The 17,230-nt window shown below is 67.3% G+C and carries 14 protein-coding genes (1 of these 14 only partly in view); 11 read left to right on the top strand and 3 right to left on the bottom strand.

Annotated features, from left to right (window positions below):
• Positions 1–39: 39 nt before the first annotated feature.
• Positions 40–1,080, top strand: coding sequence for an isopenicillin N synthase family dioxygenase (locus ACH438_RS03275; protein WP_397000591.1), 1,041 nt, complete (start codon positions 40–42; stop codon positions 1,078–1,080).
• Between the two features lie 3 nt (positions 1,081–1,083).
• Here ACH438_RS03275 and ACH438_RS03270 read toward each other — a convergent pair whose 3' ends face one another.
• The gene (locus tag ACH438_RS03270; RefSeq protein ID WP_397000589.1) at positions 1,084–2,049 is read right to left on the bottom strand and encodes a helix-turn-helix transcriptional regulator; all 966 of its coding nucleotides are present in this window, start codon (positions 2,047–2,049) and stop codon (positions 1,084–1,086) included.
• A gap of 91 nt (positions 2,050–2,140) precedes the next feature.
• Between ACH438_RS03270 and ACH438_RS03265 the strand changes: the two genes are divergently transcribed.
• From ACH438_RS03265 to ACH438_RS03245, 5 genes are all read left to right on the top strand, one after another.
• Positions 2,141–3,274 carry an epoxide hydrolase family protein gene (locus ACH438_RS03265; protein WP_397000587.1) on the top strand — a complete coding sequence of 378 codons (1,134 nt, stop codon included), beginning with the start codon at positions 2,141–2,143 and terminating at the stop codon, positions 3,272–3,274.
• A 31-nt stretch (positions 3,275–3,305) separates the two neighbouring features.
• Positions 3,306–3,572: a type II toxin-antitoxin system Phd/YefM family antitoxin gene (locus ACH438_RS03260; RefSeq protein ID WP_397000585.1), complete on the top strand. Its 267-nt coding sequence runs from the start codon at positions 3,306–3,308 to the stop codon at positions 3,570–3,572.
• Positions 3,560–3,958: a type II toxin-antitoxin system VapC family toxin gene (locus tag ACH438_RS03255; protein ID WP_397000583.1), complete on the top strand. Its 399-nt coding sequence runs from the start codon at positions 3,560–3,562 to the stop codon at positions 3,956–3,958. The genes ACH438_RS03260 and ACH438_RS03255 overlap by 13 nt, the downstream gene beginning before the upstream one ends.
• A gap of 26 nt (positions 3,959–3,984) precedes the next feature.
• The gene (locus ACH438_RS03250) at positions 3,985–4,746 is read left to right on the top strand and encodes an SDR family NAD(P)-dependent oxidoreductase (protein WP_397000581.1); all 762 of its coding nucleotides are present in this window, start codon (positions 3,985–3,987) and stop codon (positions 4,744–4,746) included.
• A gap of 138 nt (positions 4,747–4,884) precedes the next feature.
• Entirely contained in the window at positions 4,885–5,313 is a 429-nt protein-coding gene (locus ACH438_RS03245; protein ID WP_397000579.1) for a DUF4254 domain-containing protein, read from the top strand.
• A gap of 10 nt (positions 5,314–5,323) precedes the next feature.
• Here ACH438_RS03245 and ACH438_RS03240 read toward each other — a convergent pair whose 3' ends face one another.
• Positions 5,324–6,049 (bottom strand): ABC transporter ATP-binding protein, encoded by a 726-nt coding sequence (locus ACH438_RS03240; protein WP_397000577.1) that lies wholly within the window; start codon positions 6,047–6,049, stop codon positions 5,324–5,326.
• 35 nt (positions 6,050–6,084) lie between these two features.
• Complete coding sequence (locus tag ACH438_RS03235) at positions 6,085–7,134, bottom strand: ABC transporter permease (protein WP_397000575.1); 1,050 nt, start codon at positions 7,132–7,134, stop codon at positions 6,085–6,087.
• A gap of 131 nt (positions 7,135–7,265) precedes the next feature.
• Between ACH438_RS03235 and ACH438_RS03230 the strand changes: the two genes are divergently transcribed.
• The 5 genes from ACH438_RS03230 to ACH438_RS03210 form a co-directional block, all read left to right on the top strand.
• Positions 7,266–8,423, top strand: a complete 1,158-nt coding sequence (locus tag ACH438_RS03230) for a sensor histidine kinase (protein ID WP_397000573.1) — start codon at positions 7,266–7,268, stop codon at positions 8,421–8,423.
• The gene (locus ACH438_RS03225; RefSeq protein ID WP_397000571.1) at positions 8,420–9,058 is read left to right on the top strand and encodes a LuxR C-terminal-related transcriptional regulator; all 639 of its coding nucleotides are present in this window, start codon (positions 8,420–8,422) and stop codon (positions 9,056–9,058) included. The genes ACH438_RS03230 and ACH438_RS03225 overlap by 4 nt, the downstream gene beginning before the upstream one ends.
• Positions 9,059–9,078: 20 nt before the next feature.
• Entirely contained in the window at positions 9,079–9,504 is a 426-nt protein-coding gene (locus ACH438_RS03220; RefSeq protein ID WP_397000569.1) for a PPOX class F420-dependent oxidoreductase, read from the top strand.
• Between the two features lie 17 nt (positions 9,505–9,521).
• Positions 9,522–10,298, top strand: a complete 777-nt coding sequence (gene cobM / locus ACH438_RS03215; protein WP_397000567.1) for a precorrin-4 C(11)-methyltransferase — start codon at positions 9,522–9,524, stop codon at positions 10,296–10,298.
• Between the two features lie 283 nt (positions 10,299–10,581).
• Positions 10,582–17,230, top strand: partial view of a non-ribosomal peptide synthase/polyketide synthase gene (locus tag ACH438_RS03210; protein WP_397000565.1) — the beginning only. It continues 38,147 nt past the right edge of the window; the window shows 6,649 of its 44,796 coding nt (coding positions 1–6,649); it begins with the start codon at positions 10,582–10,584; the stop codon falls past the right edge of the window.

Raw genomic sequence — 17,230 nt, 5'->3', positions numbered from 1 at the left:
CCAACTATCGCTCGAATCTCCGGAAGATCGGGAGCCGTCATGGAGTTCCAGGTGCCAGTCATCGACATCACGCCCTATATGGGTGGTGGGGACGACGCTCAGCGGAAGGCGGTGGCTCGGCAGATCGACGAGGCCGCTCGCACAGTCGGTTTCATGCAGATCGCCGGGCATGGGGTGCCGCCCGAGGTGATCGACCGGTTCGCTGCCGCTCTGGACTCGTTCTTCGTCCTGGGGCTGGAGGTCAAGCAGGCGTATCGCACACCGCCCGAGATCAATCGCGGCTACTCGCCGCCGAAGAGCGAGAGCCTCAGCCTGAGCCTGGGTGTCGAATCCGCGACTCGGATGAACGACTTCTTCGAGGCCTTCAATGTCGGGGTCACCGGCGCCGACTATCCCGGTCTCGAGCTCCCGAAGATCGACTACGCCGAAAACCTCTGGCCCAGTGAGGCTCCGGAGTTCGAAGCCGCGGTCACCGCGTACTTCACCGAGGCTGCCCGCGTGGCCCGAACTCTCACCACGATCTTCGCCGACGCGCTCGATCTCCCCGCCGGATTCTTCGACCGCTTCACCGACCACTCCGTCGATGTCCTGCGCATGAACAACTACGCGCTGCCACCCGGAACCGTCGACCTGGACGGCGATCTCACCGGCATGGGCGAGCACACCGACTACGGCATCGTGACCGTGCTGTGGGCGGATCAGGCGCCGGGACTGCAGGTACTCGGCGCGGACGACGCATGGCACGATGTGCAGCCCGCCGACGGCGCGCTCCTGGTGAATCTCGGTGATCTCATGGCGCGCTGGACCAATGAGCGCTGGCTGTCCACCCTGCACCGGGTCAAGCCGCCGATCGTGGACGGCACCATTCAGCGGCGGCGCAGTGCGGCCTACTTCCATGACGGCAATATCGATGCGCTCATCGAGACCTTGCCATCGTGTATCGGCGAGGGAAGCCGGTACGAGCCGGTCACCGTGGCCGATCACATTCGCGCCAAGCTGGCGGGATCCCGTGGCCTGCAATCGAATACGAACGCACCCAGGGAAGCCGCCCGGGTACTCGCCGCGCAGCGCTATCCCTGAGGTCTATCGCGCGCCGAGGGACCGATCGATCCGCGCCCGCAGCTTCGCCAATTCCGCACGCAACTCCGGCGGTTCGCGCACGTCGAATTCGGCGCCGAGATCGGTCAGACGGGCCGCCAGCCATTCCGGGGAATCTTCGTGATCCATCGTCAGCCGGCAGGTGTGGTCGTCGAGAGCGGTCACACAACCCGGTCCGACGCCGAGCCGCCGCGCGATATTGTCTGCCGGCGCGTGAATCGTGACATCGAAGTGCAATGTCGGCAGGCCCCAGTCGGTTCTGCCGCCGGTCACGTAGGCGGCCGGATCGTCGGCAGGCAGTGCGCGGGGGGTGAAACGCGCACCGGTCGGCTGCGGACGCGTCAAGCGGTCGACGCGGAAGCTGCGCCAGTCGTCGCGGTCGATATCGAAGGCGACCAGATACCAGCGATGCCGATACGGGACCAGGCCGACCGGTTCGACATTGCGCCGCGTTTCGGCCCCCGCCTCGGATCGGTATGCGAAACGCACACGCTCCCTGTTGGTTATGGCCGCGGCGAGGGTGGTCAGGACCTCCGGATCGATCGGGTCGCCGCCCGGCCCCGGCGTGACAGTCGCGATCCCGAGCACCCGCACGCGCCGGCGCAGCTTGGCGGGCAGCACCTGCTCCAGCTTGGTGAGGGCGCGGACCGAAGCTTCCTCGATACCGGCGATGGCGGATCCGGCCGCCGCGCGCAGGCCGATCGCGATGGCCACGGCCTCGTCATCGTCGACGAGTAGCGGCGGCATGGCCGCGCCCGCGACGAGGCGGTAGCCGCCGGTGGCGCCGAGGGTCGCCTCGACCGGATAGCCGAGTTCGCGCAGCCGGTCGATATCGCGGCGCACGGTGCGATCGGTGACGCCCAGGCGCTCGGCCAGCTCGCTGCCCGGCCATTCACGAGGTGTCTGCAGCAGAGACAGCAGGCGCAACAGCCGTGCCGGTGTATCGGTCATGCCCCGACTCTCCTCTCAATTTAGGACCAGACTAGTCCTAGATGACTCCTACCTTGGGTTTCGGATCGAATGACCGACCTCAGGAGTCGCAATGAGCACCGCAGTCCACCCGTTCCGCATTGCCGTCCCGCAGCCCGATCTCGATGACCTGAACGAGCGGCTCGCCCGCATGCGCTGGTCGCCGCAACTGCCGGGGCAAGGCTGGGAGCGCGGGGTCCCGGTGGATTACCTGCGAGAGCTCGCCGAGTACTGGCGCACCGAATTCGATTGGCGTGCACAGGAAGCCGCACTCAACGAGTTCCCGCAGTTCATCACCGAGATCGATGATCTGGACGTGCATTTCCTGCACGTACGGTCACCCGAGCCGGATGCACTGCCGCTCATCCTCACCCACGGCTGGCCCAACTCCTTCGTGGAATTCACCAAAACCATTCCCCTGCTGACGAATCCGTCGGGACACGGACTGTCCTCGGAACAGGCGTTCGACGTGATCGTTCCGTCCGTTCCCGGCTTCGGTTTCTCGGCGGCCCCGCGCGAGCTCGGTATGAAGCCGCGCACGGTCGCCCGCATGTGGATAGAACTCATGTCCAGCCTCGGTTACGACCGCTACGGCGTCCAGGGCGGCGATCTCGGCGCATATGTGGTGCAGGAGATGGCGATCGCCGCGCCCGACCGCATCGTGGGCGTGCACATCGACGGCGGCATCGGCCTGCCCACCGAGGCCGACGTCCCCACCATGACCGCCGGCGAACTCGCCGAATGGGATCTCATGCAGAAGTGGCAAACCGGCGTGAACCACCACGTCCTGCTCCGTCAGGCGCCCCAGACCTTCGCCCACGCCTGGACCGATTCCCCCGCCGGCCTGCTCGCCTGGCTCGCCCACAAGTTCCGCGAATTCGCCCCGCTGGCCCACAGCCTCGACGACGCCTACGACCGCGACCAATTCCTCACCAACGCCGCCATCTACTGGTTCACCAACACCGCCGCCACCTCCTCCTGGCCCATGTACAACGGCCTGGGCAACAACGGATTCGCCTGGCCCACAGGCCAAAAGCTCGTCCCACTAGGCGTCCACGCCGGCGGCTCCCCCCTCATGCGCCGCCTCGCCGACCGCGACAACCGCATCACCCACTGGCCCGAGGGCAACACCGGCAACCACTTCGTGGCCATGGACCGCCCCGCCCAGCACGCCTCCGACATCCAGACCTTCTTCGCGAAGCTGTAGCAACCTGTAGCAAATGAGCTACACTCGGCTCATGAGCCAGCCTGAGCGGGTATCCGTGCGCGAGCTCCGGAACCACGTGAGCGAGGTGCTCCGGCGGGTCGAAGGTGGTGAGACGCTCGAAGTCACCGTGAACGAGCGTCCTGTAGCACTCCTCGTACCACGCCGCGAACGCCCGACGACCGTCCCGACGCGGGCATTTCTAGCGGACCTACCGCAGGCCGACACTGGACTGGCCGATCAACTCGCTGAGGAACTGACCGAGACCACCGACGAGATCCGGGACCCATGGCAAGCATGAGCATCGGCCTGCTCGACACATCGATCTTCATCGCTCGGGAATCACGTCGCCGAATAGACCTGGACTTGTTGCCGGAGGAATCGGCTGTCAGCGTGGTAACCATTGCGGAACTTCGCTGGGGCGTACTGATGGCTGTCGACGATGAGTCCCGCGCCCGCCGTCTGGACACTTTCACTATGGCGCAACGACTTCAGCCGGTCCCGATCGACGAGCGAGTCGCCGCCGCGTGGGCCTTGCTGCGGCAACGGCTGAAGGCTGCGGGCAGGAAGATGGAGATCAACGATTCCTGGATCGCCGCTACGGCGATAGCTCACAGCTGGCCGATCGTCACGCAGGACAACGGTTTCCCCGATTCCATCCCGGAGCTCTCGGTCATTCGAGTCTGATGTCGACCACCCCGTAGGTTTGCTGCATGGGTGAGCGTTTTGACGAGAAGGTCGTACTGATTACCGGTGGGGCCGGTGCGCTGGCGCGGGTGACTGCGCAGGCGTTCGCGGATCTCGGTGCGACGGTGGTGCTCGCGGGGCGGGACGGGGAGCGGCTTGCGGAGGCGGCGGCGGGGATTCGCGCGGAGGGTAGCAAGATCGATTGGGTGACAGTCGATGTCGCGGATGGGGATCAGGTGGCGGCTATGGTAACCGAAGTGGTTCGGCGGCACGGGGGATTACACATTGCGTTCAATAATGCGGGAATCTTCGGGAAGGCTTCGCCGGTAGGGGATCTCGACGAAGAGGTTTGGCGCACCGTGCTGGATACCAATCTGACCGGGATGTTTCTCGCTATGAAGCACGAAATCTCACACATGCGCGCCAATGGTGGTGGGGTCATCGTCAATATGGCGTCGAATATCGGCGCGCACGGGCGGCGGGCCGGAATGGCGGCTTATGCGGCGTCGAAGGCGGCGGTGAGTGTGCTGACGCAGACTGCGGCCCGGGACCATATTGCCGACGGTGTGCGGATCAATGCTGTGAGCCCCGGAGCCAGCGATACTCCGATGTCGTTCCGGCCCGGGGAATCACGCGCGGATCGGGATGCGCGGATCAGTACGGCGGTTCCCGCAGGTCGGGTGAGTGATCCGGCCGAGGTCGCGGCGGCGGTCGTCTGGCTGGCTTCCGATGCCTCCAGCTTCGTGGTCGGCCACGATTTGGTAGTTGACGGTGGTGCTACGGCCTGATTTCGTCCGAATTACCAAGCGCCGCTAAGGATCCAGCAATCGCGGAACGGCCGTAGGCTGTTGTATCGGGAGTCACGTTCTCGTCATCTGAGCTGATTAATGTGCTCGGAATTCGCAGAACATCGGGTAGGAGCAGTCGTGATCGCCAATACGCTGCCGAGCAAGAACCAAGTCCTCAAGGCATGCCGAGGGACCGGATTCCCGCGACATCCCCTATTGAGCGCAGCCCACACCCTGACCGAGCTACACGAACGCCGTTTGGCGGCCCCGCCCGATCAGCTCACCGAACTGGACACCATCCGAACGGATTTGGTCCACCAAATCGACTGCTGGGTAACCGCCCAATTACCCCCGTCCCACGGCGCAGCCCGAGTCCACACCGAAACCCTCGGCGCCGTAATAGACCGCCTCGCCCTACTGACAGCACATGCCTATGCGGCCTTGGCGAAAGCCTCGGGCCACGAATTGGCAGTCGTCTGGGAAAACCTGGCCGAACTCGCAGTCGGCTATGAAGACCTGGCCTCCGAGGTCGCCACCGGCCGTCGCCGCCTACCCGGCACCCATTGACGCTCGGCCGCTAGGCGGCCACGGGCAAGGGGAGTGGGGTGAGGGTGCCGTCGATCATTTGGTGGACGGAGGTCATTTGGTGGAGGTGGGTGCGGTCGTGGGTTACCAGGAGGGTGGCGGCTCGGTGGTCGCGGACCATGTCGACGATGAGGTCGATTATGGCGGCGCCTCGTTCCTGGTCGAGGGCTGAGGTCGGCTCGTCGATGACGAGGAGGGAGGGGGTGTTCATGAGGGCTCGGGCGATGTTCACGCGTTGGCGCTGGCCGCCGGAGAGTTGGGCGGGGCGTTTGGATTCGTGGCCGGCGAGGCCTACGGCGGCGAGGAGATCTCGGGCGCGGGAACGGGTTTCGCGGCGGCGGGTGGGGGAGACCAGCCAGGACTGGCCCAGGTGGGACATGGCCTCGAGTTGTTCGAGGGCGGTCAGGGCGGGGATGAGGTTGGACTGCTGGAAGACGATGCCGATGGAGGTGCGGCGGAGGGTGGCGGCCTCGCGGCGGCTCAGGTCGGTGAGGGTGGTTGTGCCGGTGGCTGTTTCGAGGTCCACGCGGCCGGAGTCGGGGCGGAGCAGGGTGGAGACGGTGGCCAGCAGGGTGGATTTGCCGGAGCCGGAAGGGCCGGTGATGGCGGCTATCTCGCCGCCGTTCACCCGGAGGTTCACGCGGTCGAGGGCGGTGATGCGGTCGGTGCCGTCGGGGAAGGTGAGGGTCAGGTCGGAGACCGTGAGGGTGTTGGGCATGGTGTGCGTCCTGGGGATAAGTCGGAAAGGGGTTGTCAGCGCGCCTGATTGAGGGCGGTGAGCGGGTCGGTGGTGAAGAGGAAGCGGAGGGCGAAGGCCGCACCCAGCAGACCGAGCGCTATCAGGGCCACGGCGGGGACGAGCGCGGTGCTCGCGGTGAGGATGAAGGGCACCGCGTCACCTATGAAGAGGGAAGCCACGGCGGTGGCGCCTACACCTATGCCGACACCCAGCAACAGGACGACGAGGGCTTGGCTCAGAGAATCTCGGGCCAGCGAACCCGTCGTCGCGCCAAGGGCTTTCAGTACAGCGATATCCGGCTGCCGCTGGACCGTCCACACCGTGAAGAACGCGCCGATCACCAGTGCCGAAATGGCGAAAAGCATGACCGTCATCAGCGTCAGCGACCCGTTCTCCGCCTGATAGGACGGCATGGCCGAGAGCGCGCCCTTGCTGGTCGTCGTGGTGGTGTGCGCCGCGAAGTTCACGGTCGCCATGTCCGGCACCCCGGAGACGGCGAGGATGGTGGCCGCTCCCGAGCGCGGATTCAATGACTGCCAATCGGTCAGCGTCATCCACACCACCGGCGTGTGCGCGTACCAGTCGTCGCCCGTGACGCTCTCCACGGTGAAATTGCCGTCGCCCAGCGCGATATCGTCGCCGGCCCGCGCGTGCAGGTCCTTGGCCGCGGCACTGCTCAGCACCACCTTGCCGAGTGAGGTTGCGGTGCGATTGCCGAAAGGCGTACCGCCGACCCCGAACAACGCCACCTGGGTCGGCGCCGAACCATTGAGCGTGGCGCGCGCCCGGCTGATGCCGATCGGATCCACGGTGCCCCCGGCGCGCTGCCACGCCGCCACCTGTTCGTCACTGAGCGTGGACGCGTCGAACGACGGCGAGGACCCGGTATCGGAGAACACCACCGTCCCGGTGCGCAACGATTGCAGGGCGGAGATGTTCTGGTGCGCGAGACCGGCGGTCAGCCCGCTCAGGAAGCTGACCAGCAGCGCGACCAGCGTCACCACCAGGGTAATGAGGAGGAAGCGACCGCGGGCGGCCCGCAGATCTCGGAGTGCTACGAACATGCCTCCACTCTCGCGTCGCAACCCGGTCCGGCCATCGCGCGGCGGAACGAAACCCACCCCTGCCGATGGTGGGTCGGCGTTTCCTACTTTCGATGGATGCCGCGCCAATAGCCGGGCATAAGCTGGTCGGCGTGCACCGCAACCCCCTGACCCCAGTGTTCGCCGGCCTGCAGCAGGGACTGCACGTGCTGGTGGTGCTGCTCACCGGAGTCGTGGTGGTGCGGTCGGTCGTCGCCGATGTCCGCCCGATAGCCGTGATCGTGGTGTCCGGCATCTTCCTCGGCGTCTACTTCATGGGCGGCCGATTCCGCCGCGACCTGGTCGCCGCGCGGATCTGGATGCTGGTCCTCACCCTGCTCTGGCTGCTGCTGGTGGCCCTCGAGCCGTACGCGGTATACCTGGTCTTCGGCCTCTTCTTCCTCTATCTCCATCTGCTGCCGCGCCGCTGGGGCGTGCTGGCGGTCATCGGCACCACCATCGTCTCGGTCGTCGGTTTCGCGCTCTATCAGGGCTGGACGCTCGGCGGCGTGATCGGCCCGCTGCTGGGCGCGCTGGTGGCGGTGGCCATCGGCCTCGGCTACGAGGCGCTCTTCCGGGAGGCGGGCGAACGCCAGCGCCTCATCGACGAATTGCTCGCCACCAGAAACACTCTCGCCGAACGGGAACGCACCGCCGGCAAGATGGCCGAGCGCGAACGCCTCGCGCAGGAGATCCACGACACGGTCGCCCAGGGACTCAGCAGCATCCAGTTGCTGCTGCACGCGGTGGAACGCGCGGCCCCGGATCATCCTGCGCTGGAAAAGATTCGGCTGGCCCGCGAGACCGCCGCCGACAGCCTGGTCGAAACCCGCCATCTCATAGCGGAACTCACCCCCGCCGCCCTGGAGGGCCAATCCCTGTCCGGCGCGCTCACCCGCATCGCACAGCGCGCCGCCGCCCCCGGCCTGGACGCGCAGGTCCTGGTGGAAGGTGACCCGGAGGCCCTGCCCATGCCGATCGAGGCCGCACTGGTGCGCATCGCCCAGAGCGCCGTCTCGAATGTGGTGCGGCATGCCCGCGCCGAGCGCATGCGCATCACCCTCACCTACGCCGATGACGCCGTGCACCTCGATGTGGTCGACGACGGCATCGGCATCGATCCCGCGGTACTGACCCGAACCCCTTCCGGCAGTTTCGGTCTCAACGCCATGCGCAGTCGAGTGGAGCAGCAGGGCGGCACCATGGACGTCGAATCCGAACCCGGGCACACGGCCGTCACGGTGTCCTTCCCGCTGGAGGAGGAGAAATGATCCGCATCCTGCTCGCCGACGATCACGCCATCGTCCGCGCGGGCCTGCGCGCGCTACTGGATTCCGGTGTGGCGGAAAGTGATTCGGCCGACGACGTGGAGGTCATCGGCGAGGTGGCGACCGCCGAGGACGCGGTGGCGTTCTGCGCCACCACCCGGGTGGATCTGGTCCTGATGGATCTGCGTTTCGGCTCCGGCAAGTCGGGCGCGGAAGCGACTGCGGCCCTGCGGGAATTGCCCGATCCCCCCAATATCCTGGTGGTCACCAACTACGACACCGACGCCGATATCCTCGGCGCCATCGAGGCCGGCGCCTGCGGCTACATCCTCAAGGACACGCCGCCCGCCGAACTGCTCGCCGCGGTCCGCTCCGCCGCCGAGGGCGAGAGCGTGCTTTCCCCTTCGGTCGCTTCACGTCTCATGACCCGCGTCCGCAAGCCCGACACCACCCTCAGCGCCCGCGAGATCGAGGTGCTGCGCCTGGTCGCCGACGGCCACTCCAATCGGGAGATCGGCAAACGCCTGTTCCTGAGCGAGACCACGGTCAAGTCCCACCTGGTGCACATCTACTCGAAGCTGGGCGTGAAGTCGCGGACTTCGGCCGTGGCACGGGCCCGCGAGCGCGGCGCGATCTGATCGAGTAATACCGTCTATCTATGGCCTCACTATCCGATCCCCGTGTACGCGAGTTCCTGAGCGAGGGCACCCGAACCGGCAAGCTCGCCTTCGCGGCGGCCGACGGCCGTCCGCTGGTCGCGCCGATCTGGTTCGTGCTGGAGGACGACGCCCTCGTCTTCAACACCGGAAAGAACACCGCCAAGGGCAGGTGGATCACCTCCGACGGCCGCATCTCGCTGGTCGTGGATCTGGAAGCCCCGCCCTACGGCTTCGTCCAGTTGCAGGGCGTCGCCGAGGTCTCCGAGGATCTCGACGACCTGGTGTCCACGGCCACCGCCATCGCGGCCCGGTATATGGGCGCGGACAAGGCCGAGGCGTTCGGCAAGCGCAACGGCGTGCCGGGCGAGCTGGTGGTCCGCCTGCGTCCGTCCAAGGTCACCGCGGCCTTCGACATGACCGGATAGCGTGCGAGACTCGCGGCATGACAGTGCACTTCATCGGGGCCGGGCCGGGAGCCGCGGATCTGCTGACCGTGCGCGCGGTCGAGCTGCTGCGATCGTCCCCGGTCTGCCTCTATGCGGGCACCTATCTGGATCCGGAGGTGCTCGCGCACTGCGCGCCCGATGCCGAGCTGATCGATACGCAGGGCTTGGATCTGGACCAGATCATCGAATTCTGTGAGCGGGCGCACATCAGGGGCAAGGATGTGGCGCGTCTGTGTTCCGGTGACCCGTCGATCTATTCGGCACTGACCGAGCAGAAGCGCCGGCTGGATGCGCTCGGGATCGCCTGGGATGTCACCCCGGGCGTCCCGGCGTATGCCGCCGCGGCCGCGATTCTGGGCGCTGAGCTCACGGTTCCGGAGCAGGTGCAGTCGGTGGTGCTCACCCGGACCCGGGCGCGTTCAACCCTTATGCCCGAATCGGAGTCGCTGGCGAACTTCGCCCGCACCCGCGCGACCTTGGTATTGCATCTCGCTATCACCCGAATCCGCGGCCTCGCCGAGGAATTGGTCACCGACTACGGGAGTGACTGTCCGGTCGCCGTGGTCTACCGTGCAACCCAGCCCGGACAGCAGGTGCTGCGGGGCGCGCTCGCGGACATCGCGGACCGTGTCGAGGCGGCTGGACTGCGGCAGGCAGCGGTGATCCTGGTGGGCGGAGCAGTGGCCGAATCGGTGGATTGCGCGCAATCGCACCTCTACGATCCGACTCGAAATAGGTCGCATCTCACTGGATGGAACGGTGAAATGCGGTGATAGCAAAGGGCTATGGTACTTCTGTGTTGGGGGTTGCTGGCTCCCGGTAGATTGGAGCGAGTGTGCACAAGCAAGACTCCGACTAGGGCCGCTGTCAGGCCCGCGGGCGCGGGCGCGCCCATGTAACAAGTTGCAAGGGCAAAACGGTTAGCCCAGAGAACATTTTTGACTCATTGTTACGTGAAGTGGCCCAAATATCGGACGCCACGCTAGTCCAAGCGTGGCGTCCTGTTGGGGTTTTCGGCGGGGAGCGCTCTGTGGTGTTCCGGAAGCGAGGTTAGGGTTGGACCGGCTGGATTTCGGCAGCAACGCAGGAGCTGGCAGCGAAATCGCACCGGGGCCGGGCGAGCTTTTCCCGCTGTCGCCCGCGCAACTCGGTATCTGGTACGCCCAGCATCTGGATCCGCAGGTGCCGATCAATATCGCCCAGTACGTCGACCTGCACGGCAAGCTGGATCGCGCGGTGCTGCGGCAGGCCACCATCGACGCCTCGGAGGAGTTCGGTTCCGGCTTCCTCTGCATCGTCGAGCGCGACGGCGAGCCGATGCAGTACATCGATCCGACCATCCCGGATCGCGACGACATCCTCTACCTGGACCTGCGGACCGCCGAGGACCCCGAAGCCGCGGCCATGGCCTGGATGAAGGCCGAGTACGCGCGCCCGATCGATCTGGTCAACGACCGCCTGATCCGGCTGGCCGTGCTGCAGCTCGCCGACGACCACTGGTTCTGGTACCTGCGCGCGCACCACATCATCCTCGACGGCTTCAGCGCGATGAACTACGTCAATCGTGCGGCGGAGCTCTATACCGCGGCGGTCAACGGCGTCGAGCCGACGCCCTCCAAGGTCTCCGACCTGCGCACCCTGGTCGACGCCGAATTCGCCTACCGCGAGTCCACCCGTTTCGTCTCCGACCGTGAGCACTGGGCGCAGCGCGTCGCCGGGCTCGAGGACGGCACCAGCCTGGCCGGCCGTTCGGCCGCGCCCGCACCGCTGAACACCGTGGTCAGCGCCGCCCTGACGGCGGATGAGGGCAACCTGCTGGACGCCGCGGTCAAGAACTACGACTCCTCGCCCGCGGTCCTGCTGATCGCGGGCTTCGCCGCGTATCTGTCGCAGTGGACCGGCTCCGAGGACGTCATCCTGAGCCTCCCGGTGACCGCGCGCACCACCGCGCCCATGCGCCGCTCGGGCGGTGTGGCCTCGAACATCGTGCCGCTGCGGCTGCACGTCGGTGCCGAGATCACCGTGCCGGAGCTGCTCAAGGCAGTGACCGTGGAAGTGTCCGGCGCCCTGCGTCATCAGCGCTACCGCCACGAGGACATCCGCCGCGATTCCGCGGCCAAGCTCGAATCGGCCGCCACCGGAATCGGTTCGCAGTTCTTCGGTCCGTGGGTGAACATCATGTTGTTCAACGACGAGATCGCGCTGGGCGACATGGTCGGCCGGATGAACGTGCTGTCCACCGGTTCCATCGAGGACCTCGGCGTCAACCTGTACCAGTCGCAGGGCGGCGCGCGCACGCACATCGACTTCGAGACCAACCCGAATCTCTACACCGCCGACGAGACCCGCAGCCACCACGCGCGTTTCCTGGAGTTCTTCGACAGCTTCCTGGCGGCGGCCGCGGATCAGGCGGTGTGGGGCCTGCCCATCACCACCTCGGCCGAGCTCACCCGCACGCTGCTGGACTGGAACGATTCGGGTCACGAGGTTCCGGCCACCACGCTGCCGGCCTTGCTGGACAAGCAGATTCCGCTCACCCCGGACAATGTCGCCGTCGAATTCGAGGGCGAGCAGCTGACCTACGCCGAGTTCGGCGAGCGGGTCAACCGTCTGGCGCGCTTCCTGATCGCGGACGGCGTCGGCCCGGAATCCCTTGTGGCCCTGGGCATGCGGCGTTCGCTGGAGCTGGTCGTCGGCATGCACGCCGTGCTGCGCGCCGGTGGCGCGTACGTGCCGATCGACCCGGATCACCCGGCCGATCGCACCGCCTACATCCTCGAGTCCGCGGCACCGGTCTGCGTGCTGACCAGTTCGCGTGACGAGCTGGAGTTGCCGGAGTCCGTGCGGCGCTTGGAGATCGACACCCTCGATCTCTCCGCTCACTCCGCCGAGCCGGTGACCGATGCGGACCGTCGCGCCCCGCTGCGCCCGGACAACACCGCCTACGTCATCTACACCTCGGGTTCGACCGGCCGCCCCAAGGGCGTCGCGGTCACCCACCACGCCATCGTCAACCAGGAACTCTGGATGCTCGACGAGTATCCGATGACCGCCGACGATGTCTACCTGCAGAAGACCGCGCAGACCTTCGACGTCTCGCTGTGGGGCTACTTCATGCCCCTGCTGGTCGGTGCGAAGCTGCTGGTGGCGACCCCCGACGGACACCGGGATCCGCTGTACGTGGCGGAGATGATCGAGCGTCACGGCGTCACGGTCACCGACTTCGTGCCGTCCATGCTGACGGTCTTCGTCGCGCACGCCACCCGCGCCCAATGCGCCACGCTGAAGTACGTTTTCGTGATCGGTGAGGCGCTGCCGCCGGAGACCGGCGCGGGCTTCCGCGCGATCACCGACGCGGGCCTGCACAACCTGTACGGCCCCACCGAGGCCGCGGTCTCGGTCACCTACTGGGAGAACACCGCCGCCGACACCGTCACGGTGCCGATCGGTGTGCCCGAGTGGAATGTCGAAGTCTACGTACTGGATTCGCGCCTGCGGCCCGCGCCCATCGGCGCCTACGGTGAGCTCTACCTGGGCGGCCGGCAGCTGGCGCGCGGCTACAAGGGCCGCCCGGACCTGACCTCGGATCGCTTCGTCGCGAATCCGTTCGGCCTGCACGGCGATCGCATGTACCGCACCGGCGACCTGGTGCGCTGGAACACGGTATCCAATTCGCCGCACGCGGCGGTCGGCGCGCTGGAGTACATCGGCCGCACCGACTTCCAGGTGAAGTTCCGCGGTCAGCGCATCGAGCTCGGCGAGATCGAGACCGATCTGCTGGCGCATCCGGCGGTTTCGCAGGCCGCCGTGCTGGTGGTCGACACCGCCACCGGTCAGCAGTTGGTCGCCTACGTGGTCCCGGTGCCGGGACAGACCGTCGACCCGGCCGAGCTGACCCGCTTCGCCGCGGAGAAGCTGCCGTCCTACATGGTCCCGGCCGCGATCATCGTGCTGGATGCCTTCCCGCTCAACACCTCCGGCAAGCTGGACCGCAAGGCCCTGCCCGAGCCGGTGTTCAGCGCGGACGCCGCCGGTTACCGCGCCCCGCGCACGGTCGCCGAGGAGATCGTGGCGGGCGTGTTCGCGGACGTGCTGGGCCACGTGCGCGTCGGCGCCGATGACAACTTCTTCGACCTGGGCGGTAACTCCCTGGTCGCCACCCAGGTGGTGGCCCGCATCTCGGCGGCGTTCGGCACCCGCCTGGGTGTGCGCGCGCTGTTCGAGACGCCGACCGTCGCGGGCCTGGCGGCGCGCGTGGAAAGCGCTGCGCCGTCGGACATCTCGCGGCCGCCGCTGGTCGCGCAAGCGCGGGGAGGCGGAGCGCAGCGCCCGGAGCGGGTGCCGCTGTCGCTGGCGCAGCAGCGCATGTGGTTCCTGAACCAGTTCGACCCGACCGTCCCGACCTACAACCTGCCGTTCGTGGTCCGCCTGCGCGGTCAGGTGGATCTGGACGCGCTGCAGCTGGCGCTGACCGATGTGGTGGCGCGGCAGGAGTCGCTGCGCACCGTGTTCCCCGAGTCCGGGGACGGCGGTTTCCAGCGGGTGCTGCCGATCGACGAGGTCGAGCTGGGCATCGCCGTGCACGATATCGCCGAGGCCGAACTGCCCGCGGCGCTGGCGCAGTTCGCGTCCACCGGTTTCGATGTGGCGCAGGAGCTGCCGATCCGGGTGCGGGTGTTCCGCGTGCTCGACGGCGAGACCGGGGCTGCCACGGCCCAGGCCGCTGCGGGCTCCGATGCGCGCGATGCCGACGGCTCTGTCGCGGCGACCGGTGCCGGCGATGTCGATCTGGCCGTCGCGTTCGTGGTGCATCACATTGCCGCGGACGGTTTCTCGTTCGGCCCGCTCTCGCGGGATATGACCGCCGCCTACCTGGCGCGCGTGGCCGGTACCGAGCCCGGCTGGGCGCCGCTGCCGGTGCAGTACCAGGACTTCAGCATCTGGCAGCGCGAGGTGCTGGGTTCGGAATCCGATGCCGATTCCATGGCCGCGCGCGAGATCGCCTACTGGCGTGGCGCTTTGGCGGGTCTGCCGGATCAGCTGGATCTGCCGGCCGATCGCCCGCGTCCGCCGGTGCAGTCCTTCCACGGTTCCCGGGTGACCTTCGAGATTCCGGCCGAGCTGCACGCGCAGCTGTCGAGTCTGGCTCGCGCCCAGGGTGTTTCGCTGTTCATGGTGATGCATTCGGCGCTGGCCGTGCTGCTGGCGCGGTTGTCGGGCACCACCGATATCGCCATCGGTACTCCGGTGGCCGGTCGTGGCGAGCAGGCCCTCGACGACCTGATCGGCATGTTCGTCAACACCTTGGTGCTGCGTTCGGAGGTGAGCGGCGCCGAGCGGTTCACCGATTTCCTGGCCCGCACCCGCGAATCCGATCTCGCGGCGTTCGCCAATACCGATGTGCCGTTCGAGCGGCTGGTCGAGGTGCTCAACCCGACCCGTTCGCAGGCGCGGCATCCGCTGTTCCAGGTCATGTTGTCGTTCCAGGAGATGTCGCACGGCTCCATGGAGCTGCCCGGCTTGACCGTCTCCGCGGACGAGCTCGAAGTCGATATCGCCAAGTTCGACCTGCAGTGGACCCTCACCGAGCAGCGTGGCCTGCGCGGCGAGCCGGACGGCCTGTCCGTGGTCCTGTCCTACGCCACAGATCTGTTCGACGCCGCCACCGTCACCGAGTTCGGCCGCCGCTACCTGCGGGTGCTCGAAACCGCGGTCGCCGCACCGGAAACCGTGGTGCGCGATATCGACGTCCTGGACGCCGACGAGTCCGAGACCGTGCTGCACGAGTGGAACCACACCGCGCACGCGCTGCCGGCCGCGACCACCGTGCTGGACCTGTTCGAGCAGCAGGTCCGCATCCGCCCGCACGCCACCGCCCTGATCTTCGATCCGGGTGAGCGCAGCGGCGGCATCTTCGGTCCCGAGCGCGAACTGAGCTACGCGGAGTTCTCCGCGCGGGTGAATCGCCTGGCCCGCAAGCTGATCGACGAGGGTGTGGGCCCGGAGTCCCTGGTAGCGGTGGGTATTCGCCGTTCGGTGGACATGCTGGTCGCCATCTACGCCACCCTCACCGCGGGCGGCGGCTATGTGCCGATCGATCCTGATCATCCGGCCGAGCGCACCGAGTACGTGCTGCGCACCGCGCAGCCGGTGGTCCTGCTGACCACCCGTGACGACGCGGTGGACGGCCCGGATTGCACCACCTTGTACCTGGATTCGCTGGATCTCGACGACTTCAGCGATGCTCCGGTCACCGATGCGGACCGGCGCGCGCCGCTGCGCGCGGGCAATGCCGCCTATGTGCTGTTCACCTCCGGCTCCACCGGCCGCCCCAAGGGCGTGGCCATCTCGCATGCCGGGGTGCTGAACCAGATCGCCTGGATCACCGCCGAATACGGCATCGACGACACCGATGTGATCCTGCAGAAGACGCCGGTCACCTTCGACGTCTCGGTGTGGGAGCTCTTCGGGTCCCTGGTCGTCGGCGCGCAGCAGGTCATCGCCGCGCCCGACGGGCATCGCGATCCCATGTACCTCTCGGAGGTCATCGGCCGGCACCGGGTCACCATGACCTCGTTCGTGCCGTCCATGCTGAGCGTGTTCGCCTCCAGCGCGTCCGCGGCCGAATGCCTTTCCCTGCGTGCGGTTCTCGTCGCCGGTGAAGCGCTGCCGCCGGCCACGGTGACCGCGTTCCGCAAGTTCTCCACCGCGGCCGTGCACAACCTGTACGGTCCGACCGAGTTCACCGTGCACGCCACCTACGCGCCCATCGACGCGCCCGTGGTCACCTCGGTGCCCATCGGCCGCCCGGTGTGGAATGCCCAGACCTACGTGCTCGACGCGGGCTTGCGCCCGGTTCCGGCCGGTGTCCCGGGTGAGCTGTACCTGGGTGGCGCGCAGGTCGCGCGCGGCTACTTCGGCCGCCCGGACCTGAGCGCGGAACGCTTCGTCGCCAACCCGTACGGCGAGCCGGGTACCCGCCTGTACCGCACCGGTGACCTGGTGCGCTGGAACTCCAACGACCCGGGCGTCATCGACTACATCGGCCGCACCGACTTCCAGGTGAAGTTCCGCGGTCAGCGCATCGAGCTCGGCGAGATCGAGACCGCGCTGCTGGATCACCCCAAGGTGCAGCAGGCCGTGGTGCTGGTCATCGATACGGTGGCCGGCGATCAGCTGGTGGCCTACATCGTCACCCGCGGCCCGGTGGATCTGGACGGGGTCAAGACCTTCCTGCAGCGCACGCTGCCCGCGTACATGGTGCCGGGCTCGATCATGCTGCTGGATGCCTTCCCGCTCAATGCCTCCGGCAAGCTGGATCGCAAGGCGCTACCCTCGCCGCGTTTCGAGGTGCGCGAATTCCGTGCTCCGACAACGCCGATCGAGGAGATCGTCGCCCAGATCTTCGGCGAGGTGCTCGGCATCGCGCGCGTCGGCGTGGACGACGACTTCTTCGAGCTCGGCGGCAACTCGCTGATCGCCACCCAGGTGGCGACCCGCCTGGGCACCGCGCTGGACACCCGTGTCCCGGTGCGCATGCTGTTCGAGGCCGCGACCGTGGAAGCCCTTGCGGCGCGGGTGGAATCGCATGTGGGTGACGGCGGCCGCAGGGCGCTGGTGGCCCGTGAGCGGCCCACCGAGATTCCGTTGTCGCTTGCGCAGCAGCGCATGTGGTTCCTGAACCGCTTCGACACCGCGTCGGCGG

The organism is Nocardia sp. NPDC020380 (assembly GCF_044386975.1).
Taxonomy (GTDB): domain Bacteria; phylum Actinomycetota; class Actinomycetes; order Mycobacteriales; family Mycobacteriaceae; genus Nocardia.
This window is presented reverse-complemented; position numbering and strand designations above follow the sequence as displayed.